Origin of the sequence: Xanthobacter pseudotagetidis (genome assembly GCF_043194795.2) — a bacterium.
In the GTDB taxonomy this organism is placed as follows: domain Bacteria; phylum Pseudomonadota; class Alphaproteobacteria; order Rhizobiales; family Xanthobacteraceae; genus Xanthobacter; species Xanthobacter tagetidis_A.
The window spans coordinates 3,751,725-3,764,786 of record NZ_CM195534.1 but is presented as its reverse complement, the minus strand read 5'-3'; the positions used below and the strand labels follow the sequence as shown (position 1 = coordinate 3,764,786).

Below are 13,062 nucleotides of genomic sequence, written 5' to 3'. Positions count from 1 at the left end.
GCGGTGACACCGATGCTACCCTATTACCTGAAATTAGACGACGGGTTATCTTTCGTCGCCCTGTTGCGGTCCAGAGCCTGCCGACGTGCCGAAGGGGCCGAAAGCACCAGAAGCAGCGACAGGCCTGCGACTACGATCTGATAAACAGCCGGCATCATGGGGCTGCCCGTCCGTGCGACCAGCCACGACACTGTGAGCGGTGCGAGGCCCCCGAAGACCAATACCGAAAAATTATAGCAAAGCGCCACGCCTGTGGTCCGCACTTTGACCGGGAACAGCATGGTCAGCAATCCGGGATGGCAGGCGGAAATGAAGGCGAGAAAGGCGGTCGCGACGAGCTGCGCCGCCATGAGCCGTTCGAAATCGGGCGCGCCCGTCAGCCAAGCGTAAAGGGGCCATGTCAGCACAGCGAAGATCGCGGTGGACCATAAGAAAAGGCGGAAGGGACCGAGCCGATCCCCGAGCCAACCGGCCAGGGGGTAGAGGCACACGGCCAATGCGCCGGACGCGGAGGCGCTCAGCAATGCGTCCGTCCGCGTCAGGCGAAGCTCATGCACCACATAGACCACCAGATAGCTGTGCCAAAGATAGGCGATGGCGGTGCCCACGGCGATCAGACCGATGCCGCACCGAAGCGCGGGCGCCTCGGTGCGCAATGCGCGCAGCACACTGCCAGCCGCAGGGCTCTTCGAGGCAGGGGCGCAAAATTCCGGAGTCTCTGCGACGCGCCAACGCAAATAGAGCCCGACAGGCCCGATGATGGCGCCGGCCGCGAAGGGAATACGCCACCCCCAGGCGCCGAAGGCGTCCGGCGTCAGGGTCTGCTCGAGCGAAAAAATGAAAAGCGATGCCGCCAGAATGCCGACGCCCTGCGCGCACATCTGGAAGCTACCGTAGAACATGCGTCGGCCGGGCGGTGCGTGCTCCACCAGGAAGGTTGCGGAACCGGCGAATTCGCCGCCTACGGAGAGCCCTTGCACGATCCGCGCGGCAACGACGAGAAGGGGGGCGGCGATGCCGATCTGGTCATAGGCTGGCGCCAGCGCGAGGAGCAGGCTGCCCCCGGACATCATCCCCATCATTAAGGCGAGCGCGCCGCGGCGTCCGGCCTTGTCCGCATAGAGCCCCAGCAGAACCCCGCCGATGGGCCGGACGGCAAAGCCGACCGCAAAGGTCGCGAAAGCCAGGATGAGGCCGGAACCCGGTGCGTGATCGGGAAAAAATGCGATCGCGATCGATCCTGCGAGCAGGCCGTAGCTGAGAAAGTCGAACCATTCGAGCCCGTTTCCGATGGCCGAGGCGATGATGGTGCGTGCTTTCGATCCCCCGGAGGAGAGTGAGCCGAACATGATCTACTCCCTACTTGCCGCAGGAACGAACTTGGTTCCGAGGGCGCAGCCACAAAGGTGACGCTTCCTGCTCGTGCGGCCGGCAATGGATGGTGGCAGCCCTGTGGGCATTCTGGTCCCGCCGCGCGCGGGCGCTCGTCATGGCACGCGGTAGAAGGGATTGGGCAGGAGAAAGATTTTCTCGGCATGACCACCCAGAAGATCGGAGGGTTGGTCACCCACATTGGCGATGATGGTGTAGCCATCCTTTTCCAGCCGTGCCCGGATCGGCGTCTTGAAGTCGGCCGCCGATGCGAAACGCGTGCCATCCGGCGTCATGTAAATGGCCTCGTATCCAGCAAAGCCAGCGGCTCGCAGGTTCGTCTCGGTCGCGGTCCGTTGGTTTTCCGGACGGCCGGTGATGAATACCACAGCGATACCGAGCTCCCGGGCGCGTCTGAAGAGATCCAACACCGGCGTAATGGCCACATCGGACGCCAGCATGTCCCAGGCGGCCCAGCCGCAGGGATCGGTGCCACCTGCGAGGCACGGTCCGCCGATGGGCCGGCCAAAGTCATTACGCCGGATGACCTCCCAATTCGACAGAGCCGTTTCGTCGATATCGAGCACGACAGCAGGCCGGGGGCTGTGGGGCGCTGCGTCATTGATCCAGGCTATTGCAGCACGCGTGACCGCTGACAGGTCGCGCTCATAGGCAGCGCTGTCGTGATATGCGGCAGCGGCGCGAATGGCATCGCCGACATTGAGGGGCTGCGCAGGCGGTGCCACGAACAAGCTATTCGCCGTTTGAGCGAACGCAGCCGGCGGGGGCGCTATGCTCGCGATCATCACCAGCGCGACGACGCGCGCCATCATCCATCGACCCACCAACATGCCTCCTGATCCGCAAAGATCGCCCGCGCAGCGAACGGCGCCAACATGCGGCGGCAGGGGTGAGAGCACATCATTACTTCTGGTGATGACGAGGGCCTTTCCTCAAGCGAAGGAGACAGGCGAGGCCATCCCGGCGCAACAGATTAAGCTAAAGATGCAAAATATTCTCGATACAATTTTTGGTTCCGCAGTTGTGCGGCTTGTCGCACGCGTCTTGCTGACGTTTGTCTTTTGGAGCGCTGGCCTCGCCGCGCTCTTTTCGTTCCCCTCCTGGGTAGAGGAGATGGCGCATTTCGGCCTGGAGCCGGCGCCGGTCTTTGGCGCTGCGACTGCCGCGTGGCTTCTCATTGGATCGGCCATGATCATTCTAAACCGCGCGGCCTGGCTGGGCGCGGCATCCCTCATCGTCTTCACGGTGCTGACAATACCCATCGCGCATGGGTTCTGGACGATGCCCGAGCCGGAGCGAACCGCGCATTTTCATGTGGTCATGGAGCACATTTCTCTGATCGGTGCGCTCCTGGCGGCGGCGATCCTCTGCCAGGACCAGAAAGCGAAATAATTCAGTAGAAATATACAGAGATCATCATGGATGATGTGCAGGTGAACCGTCGACGCCTCGCGGCGCTGGCCGCTGGAGCCGCAGTGCTCGGAACAGTGGGCGTCGCAACCTGCGCTGAGGCGTATCAAGGCAACATGAAGAGGGCGCTTTCATCCCTTTATGACGCCCGGGCTGCCCTGCGAGAGGCGTCATCGAACAGTCGCCGGGCGCAGACATTGTCCTTCGGCAGCCGCACACCGTGTACCGGGTTCGTTTCGATAGCCCCGGCTTCGACCGCATAGGTCACGGGAATGTGCTCGGGCCACTCGTCGGTGACGGTCCAAGTCGAAAGATCGTGCTTCGGCGGCCGGCCCGGAAAAGGCCACGGCTGACCGAGCAACGCTTCAAGCTGCTCGGATGCGGTCGGCGGGCGTTCCTTGCGAAGTCTGGCCATTGGCCTAGAATCACCGAACGACGTCCTTGAAAGAATAGCCTTTCGCTACGCCGGAAGCCTCCGAGCGCCGTGGCGCAAAAAATACTCGCGCGCGGCGGCGCGGGGCGGAAACGGCGTAGGGACGGAGGCGGTCGTCATGGCGATACCAGGCTCAACGCCGTCGTCACCGGCAGATAAAGAGTGCGCGGCCGCCGGACCAAAGGCGTGAAGCCGAAGGCGGCATAAAAGGCCGCCGCACCGTCGTCGATGGCATCGGCGAAAATCGCGTGCGCGCCGATAGGCGCGGTCGCCACCGTCTTGATGGCGTCGAACAGCAAGGCTTCTCCAAGCCCCTGTCCGGCATAGTCGCTATGCCGCCCAAGCCAGCCGATCAGCACGGCGGGGACGGTCGGATAGCGCGGCAGCTTCTTCGCCAGAGCCTCGGGAACCTCGTTCAAGGGGACGTTGCTGGATGACAGCGTGTAGAAGCCCGCCACCCGATCCGTCGCGATCTCCCTGGCGACGAAACAGGTGGCGTATTTGCGCTTCACGTCCTGCGAGACGGTCTCGCGGAAGTAGCTGTCGATCCGGTCGTTGCCGCAGCTGAAATCCGCCCGCTTGTGCGCCTTCGCCAGCGGCTCGATGGCGAAGCGGGCGCTCACCGACGTTCGATCAGCTCGGCATGACGCTTCGCCGCGCGGGCCAGCCGCGCGTTCGGCTTGGGCGGATTGATCAGCGCCTCGGCGAAGCGGATTTGATCCTCGCGTGCGAGCCGCATGATCTCGGCGTCCTCGACAACGCGCCTTGCGTCCTCGCCGGCGGTGGCGATCAGATAGCCAGTCAGGGTCAGGCCGCGTAAGCGGGCGGCGCGCTGCATCTGGTCATAGACCTGGACCGGAATACGCGCTTCCAATCGGGCGGTCTCGGCTTCAACTTGGGGCTTGGGCATGGGGGCTCCTTCAGCCCAATTATATACGGCAAAATGCCGTATTGTTCAAGGCGCTTCATGACCCCAGCCCGATCTGCCGCTTGCGGCTGAATTCCCAGTCGATGCTCTAGTCGTCGCGCCGGACGCCGCTGATATAGTGGTCGAGGCGCTTCTCCAGGGCGGGCTGCCAGGGGACGAGCTGGAAGCCGAGCCCGTCCTCGATCATGGCGAAGCGCCCGCTGGCGAGATTGGCGACGCCGGCCAGCCGGCGGCTCACATAGCCCTCGCGCTCGTTGTTGCCTGGTCGACCGGCGTTGGCGCGCCGGCTGGAACGCCTACAGCCGGGTCAGGCCGTATTGCTCGATGATGCGCACCATCTGTCCCGACGCCTTCTCGCGATGAGCGCGATAGAGCCGGGTTGCGCGCGAGGGATCGCCCGCGAGGATGGCTTCCACCATCTCCCGATGCTCCCGCGTGGAATCTGTGGGCTTCGGCCGCAGCCGCAGCGTGAACATGCGCGCGCGGTGGGACTGCTCCCACACCGCCATCACCATGGCTGCGAGCCGGCGGTTGCCGCACAGCTCGACCAGCGACAGGTGGAAGCGCTCGTCGGCTCTCGCCCAGGCGTCGAGGTCGTCGCGCTCCATGGCGGCGGCCATGGCGTCGCAGGCCTCCACCAAGGGCGCGATCTCGGCAGATGGCGGCACGCGGGTCTTGCATTCCCTGCCGTGCACCGGCAGAGGGGATGGCCGGGTCGTGTGATGCCCCGGCCTATCCAGGGAGCGGTTCATGATGCGAGTTGTGGTGAGCCTCACGGCACTTGTGGCCCTCGCAACCCCAGCGCTTGCCGATGCCGCTGCGGCGAGCCGTTGCGCTGCGAAGCTCCCCGAGGACGCGCGGGCGATCTACAATGCCAGCGTTCCGCTTCTGGTGAAGGGGGCTGACGGCCGTGCCATCGTCACCGAGCAGACCCGCAAGCTAGTTCTGTCCGGCAAGGTGAGCCACCTTTCGGCCAACACCGCGGCCATGGCTGCCGCGGACTGCCTGGTCCTGCGCTGATCGGTCCAGGACCGTGTCCGGAGGGATTGGCGCGGCGGATGGTTGTCGGGCGCGCGCGCCCTCGCTATAGAACCATTCGAAGCGCGGGCTCTGGGCTCGCGCGGGCGAGCGGGCACGGGCACATCATGGTGGCGCGCATCTACAAGCCGTCGCGCAATGCGACGCAATCGGGCGTGGCGAAGACCAAGAGCTGGGTTCTCGACTACGAGCCCGAGCATGCGCGCCTTGTGGAACCGCTGATGGGCTATACCTCCTCCGCGGACATGCGCAGCCAGATTCGCCTGACCTTCGCCACCAAGGAGGAGGCGGTGGCCTATGCGGAGAAGCGCGGCATCCCGTTCCGGGTGTTCGAGCCGCACGAGGCCGAGCGCAAGAAGATTTCCTATTCCGACAATTTCGCCTTCAAGCGCATGGGGCAGTGGACCCACTGACGGGCGTTAGGCGAGGCCCGTCGCTGCGCCGGGTGCGTGAGTGGCGTGCAGAGGTGCGGACCGGTCGGGACGGCATTATTCTCGCTGCGCTTCCATCAGCCGTGCCGTGCGACTAAAAGCACCTGCGCCGGCCCCGTAGCTCAGCTGGATAGAGCAAGTGCCTTCTAAGCACTAGGTCGCAGGTTCGAGCCCTGCCGGGGTCGCCAGCGCCAGCCGTCAGGCGATGTGCGAAACTTCGATCCTGGGCGGCCCGCGCCGGTCCTCGCTGGAAGGCGCCGATAGGCCGAAAGCCGCCACGAGCCGGGGGCGCGCCAGCTCGGCGATGGGATCGAAGACGTAGACACAGGCGCCGGCCGCCCACGCGCAATCCGATTCCGCCATCTCCAGGGCGCAGGCCAGATCGAAGCAGACGGTCTCGCCCTCCAGCAGCAACTCCCCGCGTTGGGTCATGGCGAATGTCTTGATGAGATATGCTGCGGCGCAGCCTCCCCGTGGCATGATGCACTATCCCCCGTGCGACGGCGCCGAATCTGCGGATCGGTTCGCCGCGCCTTCGCAACGGCGGAAAAGATAACGCGCCTGTGAATGTAAAGGCTACCTTATTGTTGGCGGCAAATGTGGTGCCGGAGACGCAGAGGGAACTGGGACCGGAATGGGGTCGATTGTCGTCTCAAACATCGTTCTCCTGGTGGTTGCGATCCTGGTCGTGGCCGGCACGTTGTCGAGCCTGCTTGCGGCCCGGTTCGGCGCGCCGATCCTGCTGGTCTTTCTGCTGGTTGGCGTCCTGGCCGGAGATGCCGGGCCTGGCGGGATTCACTTCGACGACTATTGGGCCACCTACATGGTGGGTTCGGCCGCGCTGGCCGTGATCCTGTTCGACGGCGGACTGAGGATGCGCGTTGCCAGCATGCGCGGCGCGCTGGCGCCGGCCCTGGCCCTGTCGACCATCGGCGTGGTGCTCACCGCCGCGCTGGTGGCCCTGGTGGCTGCGCCGCTGCTGTCGCTCTCGGCCATGGAGGCTTTCCTGGTCGGCGCGATCGTCGCGTCCACCGACGCGGCGGCGGTGTTCTTTCTGGTGCGGGCCCAGGGACTTCATCTCAGCCGGCGGGTGGGCGCGGTGATCGAGATCGAGTCGGCCACCAATGATCCGGCGGCAGTGTTTCTCACCGTGCTCCTCGTGGAGCTGCTCACGGCCAACCTGGGCGATCCCGGCGCCATGGTGGCGCTCGGCGTCGTGCGCGAGCTCGTGGTGGGGGCGGCGGTCGGCGTGGCCGGAGGCTTCGCGCTCGCCTGGCTCATCAATCGCGTGGACCTGCCGGGCGGGCTCCATCCCGTGCTCGTGGTCGCGTTCGCCGTCCTGCTGCTCGCGGTCACATCGCTGCTGCACGGCTCGGGCTTCCTCGCCGTGTTCCTGGCCGGCCTGGTCATCGGCAACCGGCCGGTGCGGGCCCTCGCGCCCATCACCGGTTTTCTCGATACCGTCACCTGGCTGTGCCAGATCGTCATGTTCGTCATGCTCGGCCTGCTGGTCTCGCCGCAGAAGCTCGCCACCTATGCGCTGCCGGCGCTTGGGGTCGCGGCCTTTCTCGTGCTGGTGGGACGGCCGGTGGCGGTGTTCGCCTGCCTCGCGCCGTTCCGCTTCTCGGCCAAGGAGAAGACGTTCATCTCCTGGGCCGGGCTGCGCGGCGCGGTCTCGATCTTCCTCGCCACCATTCCCATGCTCGCGCACCTGCCGGATGCGGAAGTCTACTTTAACGTCGCCTTCGTGGTGGTGTTCGTCTCGCTGGTGCTGCACGGCTGGACGCTGGTGGCGGCGGCGCGCCGGCTCGACGTGGCGCTGTCCGATCCCACGCCGCCGGTGCGCCGCTTCGAGATCGACCTGCCCGGCCAGTTCGACCGGGAATTGGTGGCCTATCCGGTCACCGAAGGCACGCCTGCCGCCGGCGCTGCGGCGCTGCCGGCCTGGGCGCAACTGGCGTTCGTCATGCGGGAGGGGCAGATCCTCACGCCCGAGGCCGCGGGCCCGCTGCGGCCGGGCGACTACGGCTACCTTCTGGCGCCACCCTACAAGGTGCTTGACCTCGACCGGATGTTCCGCCCGCGGGAGACGACGGTGTTTGCCGACGTGGCGGCCTTCCCGTTCGCCGGAACTGTGCGCCTTGCCGATCTCGCTGATCTCTATGGCCTGCCGGTGGCGGAGGCGGAGCGCGGGCTTTCCATCGCCGAGGCGTTCGCGGACCGCTCCGACGGGCATCCCTTTCCGGGAATGCGCATCGGCTTCGGCGACGGTGCCGTGATCGAGGTGCGCGAGGTGGACGAACACGGCGTGAAGGACGCGGTCCTGCGTCTTGAACCCGGCGGCCTCAAGCGCGGAATCGCCACGATCCGCCGGCTGTTGGGCCGCCCGGTCCAGGACGACGAGTGAAATCCCGCCACGTTCCCGCCTTGTCGGCGGGAAAGGATCGGCGCGGTGGGTCGGCGCGGTGGAAACGGCGAGCGAACCGGAGACGGGCGGGCAATGCGGCTGTTCATGAGGAGAAGGGGGCAGGACGAGGCGGATGGCCGCGACGCGGCCCGCACTCTCGCCGAGCTTGCCCGTCGCGTGCTGGATCTCGATGCGGAGGCGACGGTCTCCATTTCGGAGATCGCCTGCGGCGACCCGGCCTGCGGCGGCGCGGAGACGGTGGTATTGGTGATGCGCCCGGGGCGCCGCACCGAGGCTGCCAAGGTGAAGTGCCCCATGGCGCGGGTCACGGAAGACGATCTCAGGGCGGCCCTGCGCCCCCTTGCGGAAGCGTGACGGATACGCGATCACGGGGTTGTCAGACGGTTGCCCGTTGCCGCCCCGTGAGGTGCGGCCGATAAGGTGCCACACGCCCTTCCCGGGCCGCGGCGAAGATACGGCGCGGCCGGCCATTGCAAGCGTTTTGGGCGTCGTTTGAGGGTCATATGTCGCAGCACCCCACAGGGCCAGGCCCCGAGGACGGGACCGCTTCGCAGGCAAGACCGCGGGGCGGATCGCGCGGCCGAAGGCTGGTTCTCGCCGTCGCGCTGATCGCCGCGGTGGGCGGCGGTGCCTACGGCTGGTCCCACGGCTGGTTCTCGCCCGGCACGCCGGCGGCCAATGCCCAGGCGCCGCAGCGCCAGGCGCGGGTGGCCGTGCTCGCCGCGCAGGCGGTGCGCAAGCCCATGCCGATCCGCCTGGAGGCGCTGGGCACCGTGGAGGCGATCGTGACCGTCCCCATCCGCTCGCGGGTCGCGGCCAGCATCGATGCGGTGCGCTTCGCCGACGGCGCCTCCGTCAAGGAGGGCGACGTCCTGTTCGAGCTCGACGCGCGGGTGATCGACGCCCAGATCCGCCAGGCCGAGGCGACCCTCGCCCGCGACAAGGCCCAGCTCGACAAGGTGAAGCGTGACGTGGAGCGCTATGCCGGCCTTGCCGCCCGCAATACCGTCTCCCAGGTGCAGCTGGAGGACGCCCGCACCGCCGTCGACGTGCAGGATGCCACGGTCGAGCAGGACGAGGCCAACCTCCAGGCGCTCAAGGTCCAGCGCGGCTACTACACCATCCGCGCGCCGGTGACGGGCCGCATGGGGGTCGCCGCCGCCCGCCCCGGAACGGTGATCCGCGTCGACGACATCCTCGCCACGGTGCGGCAGACCAGCCCCATCTACGTCGCCTTCGGCGTGCCCGAACGCTACATCGGCGACCTGCGCGCCGCTCGGGACGCCAAGGTCGCCATCCTGCTCCAGGGCAGCGGCGAGCGGGTCGAGGGCGGCCGGGTCGCCGTGATCGACAACACGGTCGACCCGCAGACCGGAACGCTGATCTCCCGCGCCCTCTTCCCCAATGCGGACGAGCGGCTGTGGCCCGGCACCCTCGGCTCGGTGACCGTCACGCTCGGCGAGCAGGACGGCGTGGTCGCGGTGCCGGCCGAGGCGATCCAGAACGGCCAGAACGGCACCTTCGTGTTCCTGCTCGATGGCGACGTCGCCCGTGTGCGCCCGGTCTCCGTCGCCCGCACCGTGGACGGGCAGGCGGTGGTGACCAAGGGCCTTGAGGGGGGCGAGACGGTCGTGACCGACGGCCAGCTCTCCCTGCGCGAGGGCTCCCGCGTCAGCGTGAAGAACCAACCCCGCCCTGCTGCCGGGAGCTGAACCGCGATGTTCGCCGAGCTGTGCATCCGCCGCCCGGTCATGACGACGCTCATGATGCTGTCGCTCGTGGTGGCGGGCCTGTTCGCCTATCGCCAGCTTCCCGTCGCGGCGCTGCCGCGGGTGGACTTCCCCACCATCACCATCACCGCGACGCTGCCCGGCGCGAGCCCGGAGACCATGGCGACGGCGGTGGCGACCCCCATCGAGCGGCAATTGTCGACGGTGGCGGGCATCACCTCGCTCACCTCCTCCAGCACCCAGGGGTCGTCCTCGATCACGGTGCAGTTCGACCTGTCGCGCAACATCGACGACGCCGCGCTCGACGTGCAGTCGGCCCTGTCTGTGGCCCAGCGCCAGCTGCCGGACGAGATGACCACGCCGCCGAGCTTCCGAAAGGTCAATCCGGCCGACGCGCCGGTGCTGTTCCTCGCCATCTCGTCCGCGACGCTGCCGCTCTCCACCGTGAACGAATATGCCGACACCCTGATCGGCCAGCAGATCTCGCAGCTTTCCGGCGTCGCCCAGGTGCAGATCTACGGCAGCCAGAAGTATGCCGTGCGCATCCGTGTCGATCCGGCCGCGGCGGCGACGCGCAACATCTCGGCGGCCGACATCCAGGGCGCGGTGGAGGCGGCGGCCTCCAACACGCCGCTCGGCGTGCTCTCGGGCTCGAAGCAGACCTTCACCATCGACCTCGGCACGCCCAAGGCCGACGCCGAGATCTTCCGCCGCCTCGTGGTGGCCTGGCGCAACGGCGCGCCAGTGCGGCTCGAGGAGATCGCGAGCGTCACCAACGGTGTCGAGAACGAGCGTGTGGCGAGCTGGTTCAACGACACCCGCGCGGTGGTGGTGGCGGTCTTCCGCCAGCCGGACGCCAACACGGTCGCGGTGGTGGACGAGGTGCGCGCGCGCCTGCCCCAGTTCCGCGCCCAGCTTCCCGGCTCCATGGACATCGAGGTGCTGAACGACCGCTCGGTCTCCATCCGCGACGCCGTCGCCGACGTGCAGAAGACGCTCATGGAGGCGATCTTCCTGGTGGTGATGGTGATCTTCCTGTTCCTGCGCAACGTGCGGGCGACGCTGATCCCCTCGCTGGCGCTGCCGTTGTCGATCATCGCCACCTTCGCCGCCATGTGGGTGCTGGACTTCTCCATCAACAACATGACGCTGCTGGCGCTGACCCTGTGCGTCGGCTTCGTGGTGGACGACGCCATCGTCGTCCTGGAGAACATCTACCGTCACATCGAGAACGGAGAGCCGCCGTTCAAGGCGGCGATCCTCGGCTCGCGGGAGATCGGCTTCACCATCATCTCCATGACGCTGTCGCTGGTGGCGGTGTTCATCCCGGTCCTGTTCATGACCGGCGTGCTGGGCCGCGTGTTCCGCGAGTTCGCGGTGACCATCTCGTTCGCGATCCTGGTCTCCGGCTTCGTCTCGCTGACGCTGACGCCCATGCTGTGCGCGCGGGTGCTGAAGGCGCCGGACCACCACAAGAAGCCCAGCCTGTTCATGCGCGTGACCGAGCGCATGTTCGACAGCTGGCTCGGCGCCTACCGCGTGAGCCTCGATTTCGTGCTGCGGCATCGCCCGTACATGCTGGTGGTGACGTTCGCCACCATCGCCGCCTCGGTCTATCTCTACATCATCATCCCCAAGGGCTTCTTCCCGCAGGAGGACAACGGCTTCATCACCGGCACGGTGGAGGCGGCGACCGACAGCTCGTTCGAGGCCATGGTGGAGCGGCAGAAGAAGGTGGCGGCGGTGGTGCGGGCCGATCCCAATGTCGCCTATCTCGTCTCCACCGCGGGGGCGACCGGCATCAGCCGCACCACCAACACCGGGCGCATGTTCATCGCCCTGAAGCCGCGCAGCGAGCGCAAGCTCTCCGCCTTCGAGGTGATCCAGGACCTCAGGAAGCGCGTCGCCGAGGTGCCGGGCGTGAAGGTGTTCTTCCAGCCGGTTCAGAACATCAATGTGGGCGGCGTCGCCTCCAAGAGCCAGTTCCAGTACACGCTCCAGAGCTCCGACACCGAGGCGCTCTACGAGACCGCCAAGAAGATGGAGGAGCGCCTCGCGGGCCTGCCGGGCCTCAGGGACGTGACCTCGGACCTGCAGATCTCCAATCCGCAGCTCACCATCGACCTCGACAAGGACAAGGCGGCGGCGCTCGGCATCACCGAGCAGATGCTGCGCGACGCGCTCTACACCCAGTTCGGCACGCGGCAGGTGGCGACGCTGTTCACGCCCGCCAACCAGTACGCCATCATCGCCGAGGTGCAGCCGCGCTTCCAGCAGGATGCGGGCGACCTCTCGCGAGTCTATCTGCGCACCTCGTCGGGCTCGGTGGTGCCGCTGGAGACGGTGGCGGACATCCGCCGCACGGTGGGGCCGCTGCAGGTGGCGCACCAGCAGCAGCAGCCGGCGGTGACCATCTCCTTCAACCTCGCGCCCGGCACCTCGCTCGGCCAGGCGGTGGACGAGATCCGCGCCGTCGAGCGCGAATCGGGGCTGCCCGCCGCCATCTCCACCAGCTTCCAGGGCACCGCCCAGGTGTTCCAGGACGCGCTGTCGAGCCAGCCGTTCCTGATCCTCGCCGCGGTGGTGGTGATCTACATCGTGCTCGGCATCCTCTATGAGAGCTTCATCCACCCCATCACCATCCTCTCGGGCCTGCCCTCGGCCGGCATCGGCGCGCTGATCACGCTGATGGTGTTCGGCGTCGAGCTGTCGGTGATCGCCATCATCGGCATCATCATGCTGGTGGGCATCGTGAAGAAGAACGCGATCATGATGATCGACGTGGCGCTCGAGCGCCGGCGCAGCGGCTACGAGGCGCTGGACGCCATCCGCGAGGCGGCGCTGCTCCGCTTCCGCCCCATCATGATGACGACGCTCGCCGCCATCTTCGGCGTGCTGCCCATCGCGCTCGGCGCCGGGGCGGGCTCGGAGCTGCGCCAGCCGCTGGGCATCGCGGTGGTGGGCGGCCTGCTGGTCTCCCAGCTGCTCACGCTCTTCATCACGCCGGTGGTCTATCTCTATCTCGACCGGCTCGACGGCGTGGTGAACCGCGCGCTGGCCGGCGGCGAGGGGGCGGACCCCGCGGCCTCTGCGGCGGAGCGGACGCCCGCCGAATAGTCTTTCTTTGAGAGATTCCAATCCTTGCGGATGCCGTCTCGGTATCCGCAAGGATTTCGCATGCCTTTGCCTGGAGCATGTTGAATCGCGTGTCCAATTATATTATTCGGTAATTCAGTCAGCGGCATTTCACTGTTGAATGCTTCCAAGCTGTC

14 protein-coding genes and 1 tRNA gene are annotated in these 13,062 nt (G+C 66.9%); 8 read left to right on the top strand and 7 right to left on the bottom strand.

Translation table 11 applies throughout. The features are described from left to right. Window positions 1–23: 23 nt before the first annotated feature. Window positions 24–1,349 carry an MFS transporter gene (locus tag V5F67_RS17215; RefSeq protein WP_394021737.1) on the bottom strand — a complete coding sequence of 442 codons (1,326 nt, stop codon included), beginning with the start codon at window positions 1,347–1,349 and terminating at the stop codon, window positions 24–26. A 138-nt stretch (window positions 1,350–1,487) separates the two neighbouring features. Further along, window positions 1,488–2,204 carry an HAD family acid phosphatase gene (locus V5F67_RS17210; protein WP_394021738.1) on the bottom strand — a complete coding sequence of 239 codons (717 nt, stop codon included), beginning with the start codon at window positions 2,202–2,204 and terminating at the stop codon, window positions 1,488–1,490. Here V5F67_RS17210 and V5F67_RS17205 point away from each other — a divergent pair. Further along, window positions 2,164–2,784 carry a DoxX family protein gene (locus tag V5F67_RS17205; RefSeq protein WP_394021739.1) on the top strand — a complete coding sequence of 207 codons (621 nt, stop codon included), beginning with the start codon at window positions 2,164–2,166 and terminating at the stop codon, window positions 2,782–2,784. The genes V5F67_RS17210 and V5F67_RS17205 overlap by 41 nt on opposite strands. A gap of 567 nt (window positions 2,785–3,351) precedes the next feature. Here the strand turns inward: V5F67_RS17205 and V5F67_RS17200 are convergent. From V5F67_RS17200 to V5F67_RS17185, 4 genes are all read right to left on the bottom strand, one after another. Beyond that, complete coding sequence (locus tag V5F67_RS17200) at window positions 3,352–3,858, bottom strand: GNAT family N-acetyltransferase (RefSeq protein WP_394021740.1); 507 nt, start codon at window positions 3,856–3,858, stop codon at window positions 3,352–3,354. After that, entirely contained in the window at window positions 3,855–4,145 is a 291-nt protein-coding gene (locus V5F67_RS17195; protein ID WP_394021741.1) for a type II toxin-antitoxin system TacA family antitoxin, read from the bottom strand. The genes V5F67_RS17200 and V5F67_RS17195 overlap by 4 nt, the downstream gene beginning before the upstream one ends. A 106-nt stretch (window positions 4,146–4,251) precedes the next feature. Beyond that, a complete protein-coding gene (locus V5F67_RS17190; RefSeq protein ID WP_394021742.1) occupies window positions 4,252–4,401 on the bottom strand; it encodes a DUF3363 domain-containing protein in 150 nt (49 codons plus the stop codon). 58 nt (window positions 4,402–4,459) lie between these two features. Then, complete coding sequence (locus V5F67_RS17185; protein ID WP_394021743.1) at window positions 4,460–4,831, bottom strand: GntR family transcriptional regulator; 372 nt, start codon at window positions 4,829–4,831, stop codon at window positions 4,460–4,462. A gap of 82 nt (window positions 4,832–4,913) precedes the next feature. Between V5F67_RS17185 and V5F67_RS17180 the strand changes: the two genes are divergently transcribed. The 3 genes from V5F67_RS17180 (at window position 4,914) to V5F67_RS17170 (ending at window position 5,820) form a co-directional block, all read left to right on the top strand. Next, entirely contained in the window at window positions 4,914–5,183 is a 270-nt protein-coding gene (locus V5F67_RS17180; RefSeq protein ID WP_394021744.1) for a hypothetical protein, read from the top strand. Between the two features lie 125 nt (window positions 5,184–5,308). Further along, the gene (locus V5F67_RS17175; RefSeq protein ID WP_394021745.1) at window positions 5,309–5,614 is read left to right on the top strand and encodes an ETC complex I subunit; all 306 of its coding nucleotides are present in this window, start codon (window positions 5,309–5,311) and stop codon (window positions 5,612–5,614) included. A gap of 129 nt (window positions 5,615–5,743) precedes the next feature. After that, a tRNA-Arg gene (locus V5F67_RS17170) sits at window positions 5,744–5,820 on the top strand. Between the two features lie 10 nt (window positions 5,821–5,830). On the opposite strand, the gene V5F67_RS17165 is transcribed toward V5F67_RS17170, so the two are convergent. Beyond that, the gene (locus V5F67_RS17165) at window positions 5,831–6,064 is read right to left on the bottom strand and encodes a hypothetical protein (protein ID WP_394021746.1); all 234 of its coding nucleotides are present in this window, start codon (window positions 6,062–6,064) and stop codon (window positions 5,831–5,833) included. Between the two features lie 202 nt (window positions 6,065–6,266). Here V5F67_RS17165 and V5F67_RS17160 point away from each other — a divergent pair, with 202 nt between their 5' ends. The 4 genes from V5F67_RS17160 (at window position 6,267) to V5F67_RS17145 (ending at window position 12,907) form a co-directional block, all read left to right on the top strand. Further along, window positions 6,267–8,039, top strand: a complete 1,773-nt coding sequence (locus V5F67_RS17160) for a potassium/proton antiporter (protein WP_394021747.1) — start codon at window positions 6,267–6,269, stop codon at window positions 8,037–8,039. Between the two features lie 93 nt (window positions 8,040–8,132). Further along, window positions 8,133–8,414 carry a hypothetical protein gene (locus V5F67_RS17155; protein ID WP_394021748.1) on the top strand — a complete coding sequence of 94 codons (282 nt, stop codon included), beginning with the start codon at window positions 8,133–8,135 and terminating at the stop codon, window positions 8,412–8,414. Between the two features lie 149 nt (window positions 8,415–8,563). After that, window positions 8,564–9,772, top strand: coding sequence for an efflux RND transporter periplasmic adaptor subunit (locus V5F67_RS17150; protein WP_394021749.1), 1,209 nt, complete (start codon window positions 8,564–8,566; stop codon window positions 9,770–9,772). Between the two features lie 6 nt (window positions 9,773–9,778). Then, window positions 9,779–12,907 (top strand): efflux RND transporter permease subunit, encoded by a 3,129-nt coding sequence (locus V5F67_RS17145; protein WP_394021750.1) that lies wholly within the window; start codon window positions 9,779–9,781, stop codon window positions 12,905–12,907. Window positions 12,908–13,062 lie beyond the last annotated feature (155 nt).